This window comes from Echinicola strongylocentroti (assembly GCF_003260975.1).
Classification (GTDB): domain Bacteria; phylum Bacteroidota; class Bacteroidia; order Cytophagales; family Cyclobacteriaceae; genus Echinicola; species Echinicola strongylocentroti.
Window position 1 is genome coordinate 6,127,187 of the sequence record NZ_CP030041.1, and the last position, 20,243, is coordinate 6,147,429.

A 20,243-nucleotide genomic window follows, 5' to 3' on the forward strand; every position below is an offset into this window, starting at 1 on the left:
CATTTGGAAGTTAGCTTACAGCATTGATTGCTAGTGGTTTATTTTAAATCTTTTAACTTGATGCTTTTGAAGCTTACCAAGTTGCCATGATCCTGGAGAAGGATATGTCCCTCTTCGGCCTCACCAAAATCTTCCCATTTGGCATATTTACTGCCAGCTACCAGTTCACGGTAAGCCTCAGAACCTCTTTCATATTCAAGGACTTTGATGCCATTCAAGTAATGCTCCACATGATTGTTTGGATATACGACTACACGTCCTTGGTTCCATTCACCGATTTTCTTAGTGAACCTAGACTGCTTATCAGCAGTGATAAGGTCATAGAGGGAAGACAATGTTCTATTGCCGTTTTTGCCTTTTTTGGCATCTGGGTGTTTTTCATCATCTAGGATTTGATATTCCAGTCCTATAGCTGATCCGGAAGTCTTCTCATCCAATGTCACAAAGTACTTCACTCCACTATTGGCCCCTTCAGATAATTTGAACTGGAAAGACAAGTCGAAAGCACTGTACATGTCTTTTGTGACAATATCCCCGTATGATTGGGATTCGCTGCCGTCAGATTCTGCAATAGTCAGCACACCATTATTGATCGTCCAGCCTTTAGAAGGAAATTCATCTTTATTGGTGGATTTCCAGCCATCAGAATTTTTTCCGTTAAAGAGCAATTTCCAGCCATCTTGTTTTTCATAGTCCGTAAGCGTATTGTCTACAGTACTGACTACATAATGTCCTTTTTCAAAAGCCTTTGGCTCCAGATTTTCCGTTTGGACCTTAATGTTCTTGAAGTAGGTTTTTCTACCGGCATGGTCAGGATTACCTCCAATGCCGTGTACTTGAAGGCCAATAAAACCTTGGCTATCCATATCATCCACGACATAGGCAACGGCCTGGCCATTTACCCACGTTTTGATCTCATTGCCGATAGCCTCGATCCGATAGTGGTTGTATTCGCCTAGTTTAAAGGCTTTTCTTGCTTCTGGATGGAGTGTCAATGGATATAACCAACCTCTTCTGGCTTCATCATAAATGCCTCCAGACCAAGCTCTCTCTTTAGGGTCCGCCTCTACCTGATAGCCAAAAACACGGTTTTTGTCCGCATTGTACTGGCCGCGTGTCATGACACCCGAATTGCTCGTTTCATCCTCAATTTTAAGATCCAGCTCCAAAATGTAGTCGTCGTACACCTCTTCTGTTGACAAAAATGTATTGGGGGTGTTTACTTTAGAAATACCAACAATGGCATTATCTTCAATGACAAATTCGGCCTCTCCGCCCAGGGCTTTCCAGCCTTCTAGTGACTCCCCGTCAAAAAGAGAGGTCCATCCATCTTCAGAGGTAGTACTTTCCTTCTTTTGGTTACAGGAAAAACAAATTATTCCACTCAAAACAAGTGCAAATGGAAAAGATAATTTCTTAAACATGTTTATCTCGGTTTTATTGATTTTAGCAAGCTAAAAATGAGGATTTAATCTTTGCTTGTCAAATATTGTAAGTAGTTTAATTACGAAATCGATTCCGAGAAGGAGAGGGGATAAGCTCCGAATGTAGTACGCTTAGCTCGATTATAAAACCGTCTTCCTACAGCCGCCACACCAAGCCTGTTTGAAGTGCCCTAGCTACTGAACACGGGCAATGAAAATAAATTTTCATAAAGGGAAATTGAACTGACCCTCTGTGATGTACCTACGGCACATTATAACGGACTGGTGCTCGTAGCTGTTACCAAGCTTTCATACCTACGGCATGATGCTTTCAAGTCCATGGTAACCTCCGTTCGATTATAAAACCGTTTCCGTACAGTGGTAGGAACATCTTAGCTGTTCGGGATTTGCAATCCCGAAGCGGGATAATGGGGATTTGAAATCCCCTAGGCCATTTGAGAATAGCGCGCTGGTGTTTTGCAAACAACGTAAAGGTTAGCCGAAGTAAATCATACGGAACCATATTTACCCTGTTGCCAAAAGCATTACCTGATCCTAGGATGCAAGGGGGACAACAAAAAAACGCCCGAAGGCGTTTTTTTTATCTCTGATCCAAAAAGCTAGTTTATCACAATGACACGCCCCTTTTCCAAGGAATAAAGTCGTCTTGGTTGAGTGTCTGTGCTTTGGCTTTTTTATTGCCGCTGGCCACTTCGATGATGTGCTCAAGGATTTCTTCACCCATCTGATCGATGGTCTTATCTCCAGAGATGACGCCACCAGTATTGATATCGATGATATCGTCCATTTTTTCGGCCAAAATATGATTGGAGGAGACTTTTAGCACAGGCGTTACAGGGTTTCCGGTAGGGGTGCCCAGTCCAGTGGTAAAGAGAATGACATTGGCTCCCGAACCTGCCATGGCAGTGGTGCTTTCCACATCATTTCCTGGGGTACACAGTAAGTTTAGGCCAGGTTTCGTTACAAACTCAGCATAGTCGAGTACATCCACGATAGGAGAGGTTCCTCCTTTTTTGGCAGCACCAGCTGATTTCATGGCATCGGTAATCAATCCATCTTTGATATTTCCAGGACTGGGGTTCATGTCAAAACCAGAACCAACGGCCTCCGCTGAAGCGGCATAGGCCCTCATGAGTGAAACAAACTTGTCCGCTGATTCATCTGTTGTGCACCGGTTGATCAACTCTTGCTCTACCCCACAAAGCTCGGGAAATTCCGAAAGAATGGTTTTGCCTCCAAGTGCCACTACCAAATCAGAAGCATGCCCTACAGAAGGATTGGCAGATATGCCAGAAAAACCATCCGATCCACCGCACTCAAGCCCCACAGTGAGTTTACTCAATGGCGCAGGTTTACGCCCTTGTTGGTCAGCGTCAGTGAGGGCAAGGAAGGTTTTCTGAATGGCATTGGTCAATAAAGTGTTTTCGGTTCCTTCTTCCTGTTGTTCAAGGATAATCACTGGCTTTTTTAAATCCGGATTGATCTTATCCAGTTTTTCTCTCAGGATAGCAGGTTGGGCATTTTGGCAGCCTAGGCTGAGGATAGTAGCTCCAGCCACGTTGGGATTATTGATATATCCGGCAATTAATCCACACAGCATCTCAGAATCTTGTCTGATACCACCACAGCCAGCTTGGTGTGTGAGGAATTTGATGCCATCTATGTTTTGAAAAATACGGGACGCTCCATCTTGCTCAACAGTATCAACAGTTAACTCAGCAATTTGCTCTTTTTTACCTTGTGTATAAAGGTCTTTCATTTGTTTCACGAAACTCTTGTATTTATTGGGCTTCGCAAAACCCAATTCTTCTACAAAAGCATTTTTCATGATTTCAATGTTTCTATTTTCGCAGAACACCAGCGGTATGACCAGCCAGTAGTTAGCTGTTCCGACTTGTCCATCTTCCCGGTGATATCCCATAAAAGTGCGGTCAGCCCATTTGCTTACGTCAGGTGCACTCCAAGGCTTGAAATCCCTTTCACCAGTAAACGCTGATGTCTTGTGGGCTACATTTTGGGTGGTCAGTACTTCACCTTTGGCGATGTGGTTCATGGCCTTCCCACAAATGATACCATACATATAAATATCCTCATCGGTAGAAAACTCCTGTTCGGCAAATTTATGTTTGGCTTTAACGTCGTGTGTCAGTGTGATATCATTTCCTTTATAGGTAATGACCTCGCCAGCTTTTAGGTTTGCCAGTGCCACTAGCACGTTATCTTTTGGGTGAATCTTTAAGATTTTATGTAACATGTGAGTTAAATTTTATTATATTGCGCAATCGATTGCACAATTTAGACAAAATTTAATTAATGCAAATGAATATTTCGGTTTTTTTCTTAGACAAATGTGTTTTGAAAGGCTTTTTTCAAATTTTCGTCGCCGCTGGCCTGTTCAGTTTAATGAAATGGCGAAAAAAAAGGCCAGTTAATTTGAAAATGGACAGGAAAATTTTTTTAGGAAATTTATTTGGGTTTAATTCGGTGAATGAAAATTATTATCTTTCATGCAATGCGTTTAGCATGGATAAATCTCTTTAATTCAAATTTATTTTGAACGAGGGGACTCAATTCTTATTACTTCTGCCCGAACCATATTAAATTGTTAATTCAAAGCAAACATATATAACCAAGTAACTAATAACCGATAGATGAACAAACGAGTAATTACTCTCGGAGAAATTATGATGCGGCTTTCTACTCCGGGACACGAGCGATTTGTAAGCAGCAATAATTATAACGTTGTTTTTGGAGGTGCTGAGGCCAATGTAGCCATATCATTGGCCAATTGGGGGGTGTCAACAGCCCACGTCACGGCTTTTCCTAACCATGACATAGGAAAGGCAGCCACTCAATATTTACGCTTTGCCGGACTGGATACACAGTATGTGTTTTTTGAAGAAGGTAGGATGGGGCTGTATTTTGTCGAAAACGGTGCCATGCAGCGATCGTCCAAAATTATCTACGATAGGTTTGATTCCGTATTCGCCAATTTTGACGGTAAAGCGATTGATTGGAAGGAAGTTTTTGACGGAGCAGACTGGTTTCATTGGACTGGGATCACTCCAGCCATCTCAGCTTCGGCAGCAAAGATATGTGAAGACGCTGTAAATGCCGCCCATGAGATGGGGATCAAAATCAGCGGAGACATCAATTACCGTAGAAACCTCTGGCAATATGGCAAACAACCCTTGGATATTATGCCAGGCCTCATAGCGAAAACCGACTTGATCATAGCCGGTTTGACCGATTTTGAGAACTGTATGGATATCCATGAAAAAGAGTATATAGCTGCATGTAAAAAAGCACAGGAAATATCTCCGTCCATCAAGTATATATCCACTACCCATAGGGACAATATCAGTGCTTCCCACAATAAGCTATCGGGAGTATTATGGAATGGAAAAGAGCTACTCAATAGTAAAAGTTACGACATGACACATATCGTAGATCGAGTAGGAGGAGGAGATGCTTATATGGGAGGATTGATCTATGGTCTCCTGAAAGGAGGAGATCAAGATGCTCTGGAGTTTGCCGTGGCAGCTTCTGTATTAAAGCATTCCATTCCAGGTGATGCCAATTTTGTGTCTGCTGATGAAGTGGCCCAATTGGTAAAAGGTGAAAATGTTGGGAAATTATTACGATAGATTAAAATAAGCTTATATCATATGAAATTCAGCAATAAAGAAATTATTGAAGCTATGGAGACCACAGGGATGATCCCTGTCTGTAACCATAGCGATGTAGAAGTGGCAAAAAATGTACTGGACGCTTCTTATAATGGCGGTGTAAGGGTATTTGAATTCACCAACAGGGGTGAAAATGCCCTGGAAGTTTTTAAAGAATTAAAAGCCTATTCCAATAGGCACAGTGGGCTTATTTTAGGTATTGGAACAATCTTTACGCCCAAGGAAGTGGAAGATTTTATAGAAGCAGGTGCTGATTTTATTGTCTCACCGGCCCTTATCCCCAACGTAGCCGTAACCGCTACTAGAAACAACACCCTTTGGATCCCCGGCTGTGGTACGGTCACAGAAATCTTCAATGCCCAAGAAATGGGAGCGCAGGTCATCAAAGCTTTCCCGGGCAATGTATTGGGAACATCATTTATTTCTGCTGTTAAGGCTGTATTACCTTCCCTTAAGATCATGCCAACTGGGGGTGTGGAGCCTACCAAAGAAAACCTCTCTGAGTGGTTTGGGGCAGGAGTGACTTGTGTAGGAATGGGCTCACAACTATTTAAAAAGGACTGGATCAACCAACAGAAATTCGATGCACTGGAAAAGCAGATTTCAGAAGCACTGGATATCATCCAAGTCATTAGAAATAGCCAATAAAAATGAAGAAATCAAACAATTATCATAGACCCAATTTTCTTGTTAGTTTATTGATTTGTAGTTTCTTGGCTGTCTTTATTTCGTGTAAGGGTTCAGGTGGAAATAAAGTGATCAAACTAGGTCACGGTTTGGATACCAAACACCCTGTACATGAAGCCATGCTCTATATGGCCGAAAGACTAGAAGAAAAATCTAACGGCAAATTGACCATGAAGGTGTATCCCAATGCCCAGTTGGGCAATGAAAGGGAACTAGTAGAACTGTTACAGATCGGCAGTCTCGGCATGACCAAAGTGTCATCAGCGGTAATGGAGAGTTTCGCTCCAAAAATCCAAGTGCTGAGCCAACCTTATCTTTTCAGGGACAATAAACATCGCGAACGTGTACTGAATGGTGATATCGGCAAGATGTTATTGAATGAAGGTACCCAGTTTTGGCTGAAGGGACTGTGTTTTTATGATGCAGGATCAAGGAGTTTTTATACCAAGGATAAACCTGTGGAATCCCCAGAAGACCTGGTAGGTAAGAAAATCAGGGTGATGGAGAGTAATACGGCCATTAATATGGTGAAGAGTTTTGGAGGATCGCCCACGCCGGTTTCTTGGGGGGAGCTGTATACGGCCCTGCAACAAGGCATCGTAGATGGTGCAGAAAACAACCCACCCAGTGTAATAAGCTCAAGGCATTACGAAATCTGCAAGTACTATTCACTAGATGAGCATACAGCGGTTCCGGATATGTTGATGGTCAGTACCAAGGTATGGGACAGGCTTACCGAAGAAGAGCAGCGTTGGCTGCAGGAAGCAGCAGATGAATCGGCTACGTTCCAATACAAGATTTGGGCAGAGGCGGAAAAAGAAAGCATGAGACAGTTGGAAGCGGAAGGGGTTACCATTACTCGTCCAGACAAGGAGCCATTCAGAAAAGCCGTGGAGCCAATGTACGAACAGATCAAACAGACACAGCCTGAAATGTACGAGATTATAGAAAATATTAGAAACCATGAATAACCATAGCAACTCATTAAAAAACAGGATAAACCATAACGTGGGGTATTTGCTTATGTTTATCATGTCCCTGATGGTGATCAATGTTACCTGGCAAGTACTTTCGCGCTATGTGTTCCAGTCACCAAGCTCTTTTACAGATGAACTGGCCAGGTTTTTATTGATATGGCTGGGGATGCTTGGGGCTGCATATGTCGCTGGACATAATGAACATTTGGCTATCGATATATTGCCCTCAAAGCTTACAGGTAAGGCCAAGAATAACCTGATGTTCTTTATCCATATTATCATCATCGCCTTTTCAGTTCCAGTCATGATTTTTGGCGGAAGTAACCTAGTGTATATCACGTATATCCTAGGGCAAAAATCAACCACTTTACAGATTCCATTGGCTTATGTGTACACCATTATACCTATCAGTGGAATCCTGATATTGATTTACCAAGTGGCTGACATCAGACTTCTTCTTCAACAAAACCCAAAAACGTAATCATGGAATATATTACTATAATCATATTAGTACTGAGTTTTATTACCCTTATGGGCTTAGGGGTGCCGGTAGCTTGGAGCCTTGGCTTTTCGAGCTTGCTGACATTAATGGTGACAGTGGCCGCAGTGCCATCCATGACGACCATTGCCCAAAGAATGGGGGCTGGATTAAACAGTTTTTCTCTATTGGCCATTCCCTTTTTCATATTGGCCGGAGAGATCATGAACAAAGGCGGAATTGCCAATCGCTTGATTAATTTGGCCAAAGCGCTTACAGGAAGATTACCGGGAGGATTGTTGTATGTAAATGTTATAGCAGCCATGCTTTTTGGTGCTATTGCCGGTTCTGCTGTAGCTGCAGCCTCGGCATTAGGAGGTATTTTGGGCAAGAGAATGGATGATGAAGGTTACCCAAAAGAATTAGGGGTAGCGGTAAACGTAACTTCATCTACCACTGGACTAGTGATTCCTCCTTCCAATGTATTGATCGTGTACTCTTTGGCGAGTGGTGGTGTATCTATTGCAGCCCTTTTTGTTGCTGGTTATATTCCCGGCCTGTTTATGGGACTCTTGTTAATGCTCACCGCAGCTTATTTTATCAAGAAAAAGAAACTTCCTGCTGGAGAGCCTACTTCCTTTAGAGAGTTGGGAAGGGTGTTTTTCTCTGCAGCACCTAGTTTGACTTTATTGGTAATTGTGATAGGAGGGATTGTCATGGGTGTTTTCACAGCTACAGAAGCATCTGCTATTGCTGTTTTGTACTGCCTTGGCCTTTCATTCTTCTATGGAGAGCTAAAAGCCAAAGACCTGCCCGCCATACTGCTCAAATCATCTGCCACCACAGCAGTGGTAGCGATGTTGATTGCCACGTCTATGGCCATGTCTTGGGTAATGTCCAGTGAAGATATTCCCCAGTCGATCAGTGCAGTGTTATTGTCCTTAAGTGATAATAAGTTCGTCATTCTGATCATCATTAATCTCATCCTCTTATTTGTGGGGATTTTTATGGACATGACACCGGCAGTATTGATCTTCACGCCTATATTCTTGCCTGTAGTGACCGAACTGGGCATTGATCCGGTACATTTTGGGATCATTATGGTGCTTAATTTGTGTATCGGTCTGTGTACCCCTCCTGTGGGATCCGTGCTCTTTATTGGAGTAGGTGTCGCTAAGACGTCCATTTCACATGTGGTAAAACCTTTACTGCCTTTCTTTATAGCCATGATTATTGGTTTGGCCATTATTACCATTTGGCCACAAATGACCCTTTGGCTTCCTAGCTTGTTTGGGTTATAGTCCTTAACAATAATCTTATACTATAAATAAGAGGCTGTCTTTTTTCCTTCATTGAAGGAGAAGGACAGCCTTTTTATATTTTTACCCCCAGCTTATTGCGGATCAAGCCATATTTCTGGGGGACGATAAATTTCTTTATTTATCAGAACAATGATACGCCACCAAGGCTCCAAGGCACAAAGCAACTATAAATCCCTTTCAGTACAGGTTTCAGCTTGCACTTGCTGACTTTGGGACTATGTGGCCTTTTTATGTATTCGTGGTTTTACCATTAACAAACTGGCAGTCCCCAACTTTTACGCTTGGTCCCTTATCGCTTATTGAAATGGGGATAAAACCGCAATAGATTTTCGGATGAACAGGACAGATCTTAGCCATATCCCTAGACTTTTGACCTTTTTTAGTACAAATTGAGACAGAATGATTAACTAATTCGTCTATATTTTCGTTAGTTTAAAATAGAATCAAATGCTAATTGTCATGAAAAGACTCCTTTCGATATTTATTTTGCTGTTTGCCGCGGTTCAGTTTACTGATGCCCAGAATTTTCCAAGCCAAGTTTGGCATGATGGCTCAATTTATCTTACCACTGGTGATGTCCACAAAGGAAAGGTAAAATATGACCTAGAAAAAAACATTGTCCAATTACAAAGTGATGGGGTTCATACCTATAACAGTTCCTCCATTTCCCGTTTTGAAATATTTGATGAGTACTATGGAGGCATGAGGTCTTTTTATAGCCTTCCATATGATGTCAACAATAATAACTACGAAGTGCCCATCTTCTTTGAGTTGCTGACAGAGGGGGATGACATCACGTTGCTGTGTCGAGAGTACATCACCACTGACACCAGAAATATGGGAATGTACAATATGTACATGTCTCCAATGTACGGCCCACCAATGAGCACAACGAACAAGCTGGCCTTTGATTACTTTTTCTTGACTGAGGGAAAGATCGTAGAATACAGCCAAAAAAGAAAAGATCTCCTGGGCTATATGGAAGATAGAGAAGATGAAGTGAAGCTTTATATGCGTAAAAACAGGCTTGATTGCGATAGAAGAGGGGATTTGCTACGGATTACGGCCTACTATAATAAGCTGAAGGACGAATAGAACTAAGCCGCTTAGAAAGGAGACTACATAAATAGTGTTAATTTGAAAGAATGATGGATAGAGTGTTCATCATTCTTTTTTTTTGAAGGCTTTATCGTAAATTTGATCCGTGAATTGAGCAGTGAGATAGACCAGGATCATATCCACTAACATCACGGAAACACTAATTTTTATAAAAACAACAGGTAAATGACCAAACCACTCATTTTAGTATCAAACGACGATGGTATCACTTCCAGAGGCATCAGGGTTCTGGTGAATGTGATGAAAAAACTTGGCGAGGTGGTCGTCGTAGCACCGGACAGTCCACAGTCAGGAATGGGGCATGCCATTACCATTGGCAATACGCTGAGATTGGATGAAGAGGAAATTTTTGAAGATGTGGAAGCTTATAAGTCCAGTGGTACCCCTGCAGATTGTGTAAAACTGGCCAAGCATTATGTGTTTAATGATCGTAAACCGGACCTGATCGTCAGCGGTATCAATCACGGAAGCAATACCTCTATCAGTGTGCTTTATTCCGGTACTATGTCCGCAGCAATCGAAGGAGCAATAGAAGGATATCCATCGATAGGTTTCAGCCTCTGTGATTATAGTGCCAAGGCGGATTTTTCACATGTGGAAGAATATGTTTATAAGATTGCCAAGCAAGTACTGGAGCATGGCATGCCCAAAGGAGTTGCCCTTAATGTCAACTTCCCTCCCAAACGCAATGAACCGCTTAAAGGCATTAAGCTTTGCCGTCAGGCAAGAGCCAAGTGGCAAGAGGAGTTTGACGAGCGCTTTGATCCCAATGGCAGGAAGTACTTCTGGATGGCGGGAAATTTCGTGAATTTTGACAAAGGCGAGGATAACGATGAGTGGGCCATTGCCAATAATTATGCTTCGGTGGTACCTTGTCAGTTTGACATGACCGCCTATCACGCCATCACTCAGATGAATGAGGAGTGGGATTTGGATGTGGAATAGGAGTCCAAAGTGCCCCGTACAAGGGCTACAAAGCTGAATGAAGTTTAGAACAGGTTCAATATTTTCCTTTTGAACCTGTTCTATTTTTTTTGCCCTGAACTTTTTCAGAGGTAATGTGGGGTTAAAATTTCAACGTATTTGGCAAATATTTCGCCACTAGATCCTCGTAGTAAGGCCTTAAGGCTTTGGCATCAGGGGGAACGGGTACTTTGGAATACAGGTCATAGGGATTGAATTTATGGACCCATTCAAACAGCTTCTTGTCATGATCGCTCAGTAAGTGGTCATAGGCATTTTCTTTATGCTGGGCATAGAAGGAGTGATACCGGATCATATAGAGGGCTTGTTCGGGCAAGTGGTCTTTTACCATCTGATAAAGGTATTCATCATGTCCCCAAGACATTTTTACATTATCCAGGCCGCAATTGGGACTGTATAGGCCATACTTGGTGTTCAGTTCAGGGTTATGCTGATCGGGGTTGAGGTCAAAAAACTCCGGGAAAACAATTTTGTCCGAAAACTGGCATCCCACGGGAAAAGTGTCGCCCACCACAGCCCATTGAGGCTCCCCGAAGAGACATAGTACCTTGCCAAAATCATGGATAAAACCAGTCAACACAAACCAATCTGGATGGCCATCTGCACGGATGGCTTCAGAGGTCTGGAGCAGGTGCTGCAACTGGTCCAAATCTGTATCGGGGTCAGAATCATCTACGAGGGTGTTCAGAAAATCAACCGCCTCCCAGAAACCCATTTCTTTTTTATTGAACTGTAGGAATTCTTCCTCTTTTTTGACCACAAAATCATAGGTCTGGTATTGGTGGTTGAGCTTATAAAACTCCTTCACGGTGTCTTGTCGGCTTCCATCATTATAATTTCGGTATTGCTCCTTTGATTTGTCATGGTCAGAGGGGTCTGGGTAGCGCTCCAGCAAGTCCTTTTCCCAGTCTTCAATACTTTTCAATGGATTCTTATCAGATATGTCTTTTAAATTCTTCATAGGTCTATTGCGTTGTCATATAGCATTGTACCAATTTACATATGAAAGCGATCACTTACAATTCCCGCTGATTTACCCCTGCCTATAAGAAAGGACAAAATAGGTCTTAGAATGCATTTGAAAGGGGAAAACACGAACGAAAACCTTTGCATAACAAAGTGCATAATCAGGCGCAGCACTAGCCCCAAAGTACCCACAGAAGTGTCACTTGGTCCTGTTTTGCCACGAAGCCACAAAGGCACTAAGAAGAATTGTTGTATTTAGTATCCAGTAAAAAATGGAAAACATAGGTTTTTTGACTAATGATGGAACGCTGATAACGCCGATCAGACGGATTGTCACTGATTATTTTTATTTTACAACTAGCTACTATTGTGACAATGTTTCCTACTGTGCCCTATGTGTCTATGTTGTTCAAATACATCATGCTCTAAAGAATAGTATTGTATTTAACCACATAGGAAGATAGAATGCATAGGTTTTTTGGCTAATGATGGAAAGCTGATAACGCTGATCAGACAGATTTTCACTGATTTTTTTAGGTTCACAACTAGCTACTATTGTGCCCTATGTGTCTATGTTGTTAACCATAAATCGTAGTCTAAAGACGGGTATTGTATTTAACCACATAGGAAGATAGAAAACATAGGTTTTTTGGCTAATGATGGAACGCTGATAACGCCGATTAGGCAGATTTTTACTGATTTTTTTTTCTTTTACAACTAGCTACTATTGTGCCCTATGTGTCTATGTTGTTCAACTACATCATGCCCTAAAGAATAGTATTGTATTTAACCACATAGGAAGATAGAAAACATAGGTTTTTTGGCTAATGATGGAACGCTGATAACGCCGATTAGGCAGATTTTTACTGATTTTTTTTTCTTTTACAACTAGCTACTATTGTGCCCTATGTGTCTATGTTGTTCAACTACATCATGCCCTAAAGAATAGTATTGTATTTAACCACATAGGAAGATAGAAAACATAGGTTTTTTGACTAATGATGGAACGCTGATCAGGCAGGTTTTTACTGAATTTTTTAGGTTTACAATTAGCTACTATTGTGCCCTATGTGTCTATGTTGTTCAACTACATCATGCTCTAAAGAATAGTATTTAACCACATAGGAAGATAGAAAACATAGGTTTTTTGGCTAATGATGGAACGCTGATAACGCTGATTAGGCAGATTTTTACTGATTTTTTTTTCTTTTACAACTAGCTACTATTGTTCCCTATGTATCTATGTTGTTCAACTACATTTGGCAGATCCCCTAAAATATCAAAAACTGGTTTTTAAAAGAATAATAGGAGTTTTTTACCTGAATTAAGTGATTTTTGCAAAAATAGTACGTGTATAGGGAAATATAATACACAGTATAATTTAATCTTTTATTTGAAAAATGCAAACTTACCCGTGCTGTATGGTCATCACAGCACAGTACAGATCAGTTACGCTGATCTTCCTCTCTATCTTACAAACATAATTTTGACCCTGAACTAATAGTAGAAAGTAAATTTTATTAATCGGTTACTTTACATAATAACGTGTTAGTCTAACACTTAATTGTGTGGGGCCGATAAAAATTAGCAACCCAATTTAATAACCTAACCCAAGTCAAGATGATCAAAAGGATTACTTACTTTTTTTCAGCTTGCTTTCTGCTATTTGGATGTAGAGAAGTAGGCTGGGAAGAACATTATGAACGCCCCGAGTGGCTCAAAGGCAATGCCTGGGAATTGCTGGAAAGCAGGGGGGATTTTACCATCTTTCTGGAGGCCGTAGAAAAAGCCGGCTTCAAAAGTTTAGTGGAGGGAAAAGGGATCATTACGGTGTTGGCACCGCCTGATGATGCTTTTGAGAAGTACTTCACTGAAGAGGGCATAGGGTCTGTCGATCAACTCTCAGAAGCTGAAGCAAAGAAGTTGGTGGGCTACCATTTGGTCTATTACTCATTCTCCAGAGAACGATTTGCCAATTACCGTCCGGAAGGACAAGCTGTAGAAAAGCCCGCCATGGCCGGTTTGTATTACAAGCACCGCACCAAAAGCCGGGATACCATTTCAGTAGAAATGGATAAGGTGTCGGGAAAAGAACGCACTATTTTTCACAAAGAACGTTTTGTTCCTGTTTTCTCTTACAACCTATTCACTTCCAAAAACATCGATGCTGCGTCCAACTACGAGTATTTCTATCCAGAAAGCACGTGGACTGGCTCCGGTGGCTTTAATGTTTCCAATGCCACGGTCAGTGAATATGCACTGCCTACCGATAATGGTTACGTGTATATCATGGACAGGGTGGTAAAGCCCTTGGAAACTGTATATAATGAATTGGAACAAGAAATCAATTACAGTGATTTTATTAAAATCTATGATCGGTTTACCAGTTTTTGGTATGATGATGCCACTTCCAAGGCCTATGCGGATGCTGGAGATTCACTTTATGTGAAAATGCACAATGGTTTGCCGGAAATTGCTTCCGAATGGTCTTATAATGGCGGGGCTGGATTGGTGGATTATGCAAACCTGGCAGCCCTTTCGGCCAATGCCTATAATGTTTTTGCTCCCAACAATGCAGCGTTACAGGCGTTCTTTAGCGAATACTGGTCAGCGCATTATGCTTCGCTTGAGGAAGTGCCTTTTGTACCGATCAGGTTATTGCTGAGCAACCACGTCTATACTGGAAGTATTGTCTTTCCATCTGAAATCGAGCGCGGTGATATCCAAAGTGTCTTTGGCAATACCATTCAATTTGATCCGGCACAGGACGTGGAAGCCAAAGGCATCGGCGTGAATGGGGTGTACTATGGATTGAACGAAGTGATCGTGCCAGAGCTATTCCGCGGAGTGATCGGTCCACTGCTGCAGCAACCTGAATACAGCATTTTCTTACAGATGCTTTATGACTCGGGCAGCCTACAGGCTTTCCTCGGTGATGCGCTCAGGTTTACGGTTTTCATTCCTACCAATGAGACCATTCTCAGCACCATTTACGGTGGAAGTGAAATCTTCTGGAATGAAGGCAATCCCCTGCAGTTTGGAGATGAAGCCATAGAGGTCGAAAATGCCGATGGCATCCTTGTGCCCATGAGTACCGGCGCCATGAGGGCTTTTGTGCAGAACCATATTGTGACTGAAGAGATCACGGAAATTTCCGGAACCAACGTGTACCGTACCCGCAACCCATTCAGTTACCTGTATATCACAGACCAAGGGGTGGCTTCATCCAATAATTATAACCTCGGGGAATTTGCCCCTGCGACTACCGTCTCCGGCGAATGGAACAACGGAAAGGCCTATGAGGTAGAGCGCTCGCTCATCCGTGAAGAAGGCAGCTTCAAGTACATCATTGCATCGGCCAGTTCTGGAACCAGTACCATTCAGGAATTTTCGGAATTCTCCAAACTGCTGTCCCAAGCTGGTTTGGTGGAGCCCAATAATGAATTTGAATTCCTATTTGGCGACAACTACATGCTCTTCGCACCGACCAATGAAGCCATTTTGGAGGCTAAAGAGCAAGGACTGATCCCAGAAGGTGAAGATGAGTTGGAGGATTTTCTGCGGTATTATTTTGTACCGGCCAGTATCAATAGCTACAGTGACTATGCCTTCCCAGGAATGGGAGTGGAAGGTGCGCTGACAACAGCCCAAGAAAACGGGGACGCCTTCAGCCAACTGACACTTATGGACAATGGTACAGGCCTTCAGCTAAGGTCTGCTTCTGGAGAGACGGCCAGCGTGGTCAGTACATTTCCAAGAACTTATGTGGATGGCGCTGTCTATCAGATCGATAAAGTGCTCAATTCAGGACAATAAACCCTCAATACCAGTTTTATGAAACTAAGATATATCATTAGCTGTCTGCTAATGCTGCTCATCGTATTGCCTTCTGTGGCACAGGAACAGCAGCAACAACAGACCGTTTTGACAGGAAAAATAACCGACATCGGTGGGGAGCCACTCATAGGAGCGAGTATCTTCATCGAAAATGAACAGCAACGTAATTTAAACGGTACCATTTCGGACGAAAATGGTAATTATCGCTTGGCAGTACCACAGGGTAATGGCCTGAAAGTGGTTTTCTCCTATATCGGTTTTAAAACCAAAAAGGTGACCATCGGTAACCAAACCACCATCAACACCAAACTGGAAGAAGATGCCTTCGAATACGGCTCTGCTGAGGTCGTGGCCGAGCGTGTCCAGACCAACTCGCTGGGCATCAGTCAGCGTGAGCAAGTGTCTTCCAGCCAGCGTTTTGATGTGGAGCAATTGGAGGAAGTGCCCATGACCTCTATCGAATCAGGGCTGCAAGGAAGAATGGCCAATGTGGACATTATTTCAGGTGCTGACCCCGGGTCAAGAAGTACCATCCGTATCCGGGGAACCTCTTCCCTGAATGCCAATTCTGAACCGCTGATCGTGGTGGACGGGATTCCTTACCCGACCAATTTTGGCGATGACTTTAACTTCGCCACGGCCAATGACCAGGACTTTGGGGCCTTGGTCAATATTTCTCCCAATGACATAGAATCCATTGAGGTGCTTAAGGATGCGGCCGCTACGGCTATTTGGGGTTCTCAGGGCGCCAATGGGGTGTTGGTGTTCAAGACCAAAAAAGGAAAAAAAGGAAAGACGCGGTTTTCTTTCTCTACCAAATCGGAAATCAAGAAGGAACCCAATACCATTCCGCTGCTGAATGGATCACAGTATGTCAGCTTGATGCAAGATGGGATTTGGAATTCCATCAATGATATCGGCTATCAATCTGGTTCTGCCTATACGAACCTGTTGTTTCAGTCGTCGGAAATCAATTTTGACCCAGAGTGGGTTTACTTTGATGAATACAACCAAAATACCAATTGGGTCAATGAAGTAACCCAGCTGGGCTATTTCTTGGACAATAACTTTTCCCTTAGCGGTGGCGGTGACAAGGCTATCTACCGTGTGTCCGTCGGCTACCTGCGGGATATGGGAACGACCATCGGTACTTCACTGGACCGGTTCAATTCCATGGCGAGTGTGACCTATAATTTCTCCAGCAAACTGAGCGTGAGTGCGGACATGAGCTATTCCCAAAGTATCAAGGATGCCAACTGGACGGAAAATAAGTTCCCGTCTGCCCGTGCCATGGCCATGCGTAAAATGCCCAATATGAGCCCTTATGTCTTGGACGACGTGGGAAGGCGGACTTCGGAATATTTCACGCCATTGGAAAACTTCCAAGGGAGCTTTGCGAATAACAAAATGTACAATCCAGTGGCCTTGGTGCATGAATCGAGCAATCAAACCATCGCAGACAATGCCCGGGTGATCTTCCGATTGCGCTACCAGTTTAACCCAGACTTGCAGTACCAAGGGACGGTAGGTTTTGATACCAGAACCAATAAAAACACCAGTTTCCTGCCGCAGTCTGTCACGGGCGTACTTTGGACGGATCCTTATTTCAATAGAAGTGCGGATATGCTTTCGGATCAGCTGTATATCAATACCGAAAACAAGCTGATCTATAACAAAGCCATCAACGATAAAAACCACATCATTTTGAGTGGCTTGGTGCAGACCAACGAGGCCCGGAGTTTTGGCTATGTCAGCCAGACCAGCGGTAACGCCTCCGAATCCTTGAATGACCCGACAGATGGTGGTGCCGTTTCCAAGATGGAATCTGATAATTCGATGACCAGAAGAATGGCGACCATTGCCAATGCGCACTATACCTTTAATGGCAAATACATCATTTCGGGTGGCTACCGCTGGGAAGCCAATTCCAGCTTGGGGGCCAATAACCGTTGGGCAGGATTTCCTTCGATCGGTTTGGCCTGGCATTTTGGCGACGAGCCATTTATGAAGGATATAGCAGGTATAGAGCTTGGGAAACTAAGAGCCAGTTGGGGCAAAAGCGGTAACCCTCCGGGAGGGGCTTTCCCTTACATCGGTACCTTTAGCCCGATTACTCCGGGCTATATCGACATGGTGGCCATTTCGCCTGCCAGCATGCAGCTGGAGAACCTGCGCTGGGAGACCATCACGCAATCTAATATAGGTATTGACTTTTCTCTGCTTGAAGGAAGGCTTTTTGTCACTGCTGAAGTATATGACAGACGGACGACAGACCTCCTGCAGAAAGACTACAGTTTGCCTTCTTCCACTGGTTTCTCAGAAGTGAGGTACTATAATTCCGGAGAAGTGTACAACAGGGGCTGGGAAATGATCTTTAACTATGACGCGATCAAGCGAGAGGATTTAGGGATCTCCTTTAACTTCAATATTGCCCGTAACCGCAACAAGGTGGAGCAGCTTCCCGACAATATGCTTTTTGAAAACTATGATTTCGATAATGGCGAGTACGCCCATAAGATCGTGGAAGGCAATCCTATCGGCTCATTTTATGGATATCGCTATGAAGGCGTCTACCAAGATGGTGAGGAGACCTATGCCCGAGATAATGAAGGCAACCAGATGTATGATATCGATGGCGAATTGGTGTACATGCAAAACGGAAACCGACGCGTGTATCCTGGTGATGCCAAATATGAAGATGTGAATGGAGATGGGGTCATCGACCAGTATGATATCGTGTACTTGGGCAACGCCATGCCGTTGTTTACCGCTGGTGGTGGCTTCAATATCCGCTGGAAGAATTTTATGCTGACGACTTTCCTGCACGGAAGGTTTGGTCAGAAGATCGTCAACCAGACACGGATCAACACTGAAAACATGTACGGTACCTACAATCAAAGTACCGCAGTACTTCAGCGCTGGAGGCACCAAGGTGATGAAACGGAGATTCCTAGGGCACTGTATAATGAAGGCTATAATTACCTAGGCTCCGACCGCTTTGTGGAAGATGGTTCATTTGTGCGGTTAAAGACCGTATCGCTACGGTATTCCTTGCCAAAAGCTTGGCTGTCCAAAAACAATATCGAGCGGCTGGATGTCTTTTTTACCGCACAGGACCTGTACACGTGGACCAAGTATTCCGGTCAGGATCCGGAGGTAAATCTTTCCAGCAATATTTATATGCTCAGTGTGGATGGTGCATCTACGCCACGACCTAAGCGGTTTGCACTGGGTATAAATATGAACTTTTAATCCGAAGGAATCATGAGAAAGACATATATATGCTTACTGGCAGTATTAACATTTGCCGTCAGTTCATGTAACGATTGGCTGGAATTGCAGCCAGAGAACAATCAGGTCAGTGACGAATACTGGACCAATAAAGAAGAAGTAGAGGCCGTCCTGGGTGCTGGTTACGTACGGCTTCGCGAGACGATGGAACAGCAGTTGGTATGGGGCGAAATGCGAGGAAATGGCCTTACCACCGGCAGTGGAGCCATATCGGCCGATATCTTCAGAATCAACCAATGGGACATCCTTCCCGGTAATGACTTTGTCAAATGGGACAAGTTTTACCAAGTGATCAATTACGCAAACATGGTCATCAAGTATGCTCCTGAGGTAGTGGAGAAGGATCCTTCCTTCAATGAAAACGTGATGCAATCTTACCTTTCGGAGGCCTATTTCCTCAGGGGATTGGCGTATTTCTATTTGGTCAGAAACTTCCGGGACGTCCCCTTGATCACGGAGCCTTATATGGATGACCAGACTGCTTTTGAGGTAGCGAAGTCACCTTCCAATGAGATTTTACAGCAAATTAAAATGGACCTGGAAGGTGCTGTGGAATACGCCAAGGAAGTGGCGCCCACCGTATGGGAAACCAAAGGCCGTGCGACCAAATGGTCGATTTATGCCACCCTAGCCGATGTTTACTTGTGGACTGAAGAGTATGACAAGGCCGTAGCGGCCTGTGATGCAGTGATCAACAGTGGTCAACTGGGTCTTTTGGAAGGCGTGGTCAATAACAATAACAATTGGTACCGCATCTTCAGCGAAGGAAATACCAACGAAGGGATTTTTGAAGTACAGTTTGACTTTGACAAGAGTCAGACCAATAACCTGGTCTCCTGGTTTGGGACTAACCAACGGTATAATGTCACCGAACACACCGTTAGCTTGTTTGCCGATTCGGATGAAGATATCCGGGGAGAAGGATCCAGTTATTTGGACGGGGATTTCAGTGTTTGGAAGTACTTGGGTTCGGAAGCAGAGACAGGCATTCCAAGAACCTATAGTGACCAAAACTGGATCATTTACCGCATTGCTGAAATTTACCTGATGAAGGCAGAGGCCATGGTCATGAAAGGTGCGGGCAGCTATGATCAAGCCGTCGAGCTGATCAATCAGGTACGTGAGCGCGCCCAGATATCAGCACCGGTGTCTGCAGTATCCACGGAGTTGGAGATGCTGGAACTGGTCATGGAAGAGCGGGGAAGGGAGTTTGTCGGAGAAGGCAAAAACTGGTACGATATCCTTCGCGTGGCGAGCAGAAACGACTATGAGTACAAGGATTACCTGATCACACAGGTATTGCTGACGGCTCCTGCGAGTTCCGCTCCCATTATCCGCTCCAAACTACTGGATGTGAACAGCCATTACCTGCCCATTCATCTTGATGAGTTGGCCGCCAACAGGCTGTTGGAGCAAAATCCCTATTATGATAACCTAAACTAACCTCG

General features: G+C 43.6%; 13 protein-coding genes. 10 read left to right on the forward strand and 3 right to left on the reverse strand.

From position 1 onward, the window contains the following. Nucleotides 1-38 precede the first annotated feature (38 nt). Together DN752_RS23885 and DN752_RS23890 are read right to left on the reverse strand one after the other, a co-directional pair. Complete coding sequence (locus tag DN752_RS23885) at nt 39-1,424, reverse strand: 3-keto-disaccharide hydrolase (RefSeq protein WP_112786293.1); 1,386 nt, start codon at nt 1,422-1,424, stop codon at nt 39-41. A 628-nt stretch (nt 1,425-2,052) separates the two neighbouring features. Beyond that, entirely contained in the window at nt 2,053-3,699 is a 1,647-nt protein-coding gene (locus DN752_RS23890) for a UxaA family hydrolase (protein ID WP_112786294.1), read from the reverse strand. Nucleotides 3,700-4,096: 397 nt separating this feature from the next. Between DN752_RS23890 and DN752_RS23900 the strand changes: the two genes are divergently transcribed. The 7 genes from DN752_RS23900 to surE all read left to right on the forward strand — a co-directional run bounded on the left by DN752_RS23900 (nt 4,097) and on the right by surE (nt 10,662). Further along, entirely contained in the window at nt 4,097-5,092 is a 996-nt protein-coding gene (locus DN752_RS23900; RefSeq protein ID WP_112786296.1) for a sugar kinase, read from the forward strand. Between the two features lie 21 nt (nt 5,093-5,113). Next, nucleotides 5,114-5,782: a bifunctional 4-hydroxy-2-oxoglutarate aldolase/2-dehydro-3-deoxy-phosphogluconate aldolase gene (locus tag DN752_RS23905; RefSeq protein WP_112786297.1), complete on the forward strand. Its 669-nt coding sequence runs from the start codon at nt 5,114-5,116 to the stop codon at nt 5,780-5,782. A gap of 2 nt (nt 5,783-5,784) precedes the next feature. After that, the gene (locus DN752_RS23910) at nt 5,785-6,792 is read left to right on the forward strand and encodes a TRAP transporter substrate-binding protein (RefSeq protein WP_112786298.1); all 1,008 of its coding nucleotides are present in this window, start codon (nt 5,785-5,787) and stop codon (nt 6,790-6,792) included. Further along, nucleotides 6,785-7,279: a TRAP transporter small permease gene (locus tag DN752_RS23915; RefSeq protein WP_112786299.1), complete on the forward strand. Its 495-nt coding sequence runs from the start codon at nt 6,785-6,787 to the stop codon at nt 7,277-7,279. Before DN752_RS23910 ends, DN752_RS23915 begins: the two co-directional genes overlap by 8 nt. A gap of 2 nt (nt 7,280-7,281) precedes the next feature. Continuing rightward, nucleotides 7,282-8,577, forward strand: a complete 1,296-nt coding sequence (locus DN752_RS23920; protein ID WP_112786300.1) for a TRAP transporter large permease — start codon at nt 7,282-7,284, stop codon at nt 8,575-8,577. 480 nt (nt 8,578-9,057) lie between these two features. Continuing rightward, nucleotides 9,058-9,693, forward strand: coding sequence for a hypothetical protein (locus tag DN752_RS23925; protein ID WP_112786301.1), 636 nt, complete (start codon nt 9,058-9,060; stop codon nt 9,691-9,693). 189 nt (nt 9,694-9,882) lie between these two features. Beyond that, nucleotides 9,883-10,662, forward strand: coding sequence for a 5'/3'-nucleotidase SurE (gene surE / locus DN752_RS23930; RefSeq protein ID WP_112786302.1), 780 nt, complete (start codon nt 9,883-9,885; stop codon nt 10,660-10,662). Between the two features lie 121 nt (nt 10,663-10,783). Here surE and DN752_RS23935 read toward each other — a convergent pair whose 3' ends face one another. Continuing rightward, on the reverse strand, nt 10,784-11,662 hold the full coding sequence (locus tag DN752_RS23935) for an inositol oxygenase family protein (protein WP_112786303.1): 879 nt from the start codon (nt 11,660-11,662) through the stop codon (nt 10,784-10,786). Nucleotides 11,663-13,287: 1,625 nt separating this feature from the next. On the opposite strand from DN752_RS23935, the gene DN752_RS23940 reads away from it, so the two are divergent. From DN752_RS23940 to DN752_RS23950, 3 genes are read left to right on the forward strand one after another with little or no spacing between them, the layout of a single operon-like run. Further along, complete coding sequence (locus DN752_RS23940; RefSeq protein ID WP_112786304.1) at nt 13,288-15,483, forward strand: fasciclin domain-containing protein; 2,196 nt, start codon at nt 13,288-13,290, stop codon at nt 15,481-15,483. An 18-nt stretch (nt 15,484-15,501) separates the two neighbouring features. Further along, nucleotides 15,502-18,756, forward strand: a complete 3,255-nt coding sequence (locus tag DN752_RS23945) for a SusC/RagA family TonB-linked outer membrane protein (protein ID WP_112786305.1) — start codon at nt 15,502-15,504, stop codon at nt 18,754-18,756. 12 nt (nt 18,757-18,768) lie between these two features. Continuing rightward, on the forward strand, nt 18,769-20,238 hold the full coding sequence (locus DN752_RS23950) for a RagB/SusD family nutrient uptake outer membrane protein (protein WP_112786306.1): 1,470 nt from the start codon (nt 18,769-18,771) through the stop codon (nt 20,236-20,238). Nucleotides 20,239-20,243 lie beyond the last annotated feature (5 nt).

Excerpts from the sequence above, each read along its gene's own strand:
- DN752_RS23935 (WP_112786303.1), bottom strand. The coding sequence starts at position 11,662 with ATGAAGAATTTAAAAGACATATCTGATAAGAATCCATTGAAAAGTATT.
- DN752_RS23925 (WP_112786301.1), top strand. The coding sequence starts at position 9,058 with ATGAAAAGACTCCTTTCGATATTTATTTTGCTGTTTGCCGCGGTTCAG.
- DN752_RS23940 (WP_112786304.1), top strand. The coding sequence starts at position 13,288 with ATGATCAAAAGGATTACTTACTTTTTTTCAGCTTGCTTTCTGCTATTT.
- DN752_RS23915 (WP_112786299.1), top strand. The coding sequence starts at position 6,785 with ATGAATAACCATAGCAACTCATTAAAAAACAGGATAAACCATAACGTG.
- DN752_RS23905 (WP_112786297.1), top strand. The coding sequence starts at position 5,114 with ATGAAATTCAGCAATAAAGAAATTATTGAAGCTATGGAGACCACAGGG.
- DN752_RS23900 (WP_112786296.1), top strand. The coding sequence starts at position 4,097 with ATGAACAAACGAGTAATTACTCTCGGAGAAATTATGATGCGGCTTTCT.
- DN752_RS23910 (WP_112786298.1), top strand. The coding sequence starts at position 5,785 with ATGAAGAAATCAAACAATTATCATAGACCCAATTTTCTTGTTAGTTTA.
- DN752_RS23945 (WP_112786305.1), top strand. The coding sequence starts at position 15,502 with ATGAAACTAAGATATATCATTAGCTGTCTGCTAATGCTGCTCATCGTA.
- DN752_RS23890 (WP_112786294.1), bottom strand. The coding sequence starts at position 3,699 with ATGTTACATAAAATCTTAAAGATTCACCCAAAAGATAACGTGCTAGTG.
- surE (WP_112786302.1), top strand. The coding sequence starts at position 9,883 with ATGACCAAACCACTCATTTTAGTATCAAACGACGATGGTATCACTTCC.
- DN752_RS23950 (WP_112786306.1), top strand. The coding sequence starts at position 18,769 with ATGAGAAAGACATATATATGCTTACTGGCAGTATTAACATTTGCCGTC.
- DN752_RS23920 (WP_112786300.1), top strand. The coding sequence starts at position 7,282 with ATGGAATATATTACTATAATCATATTAGTACTGAGTTTTATTACCCTT.
- DN752_RS23885 (WP_112786293.1), bottom strand. The coding sequence starts at position 1,424 with ATGTTTAAGAAATTATCTTTTCCATTTGCACTTGTTTTGAGTGGAATA.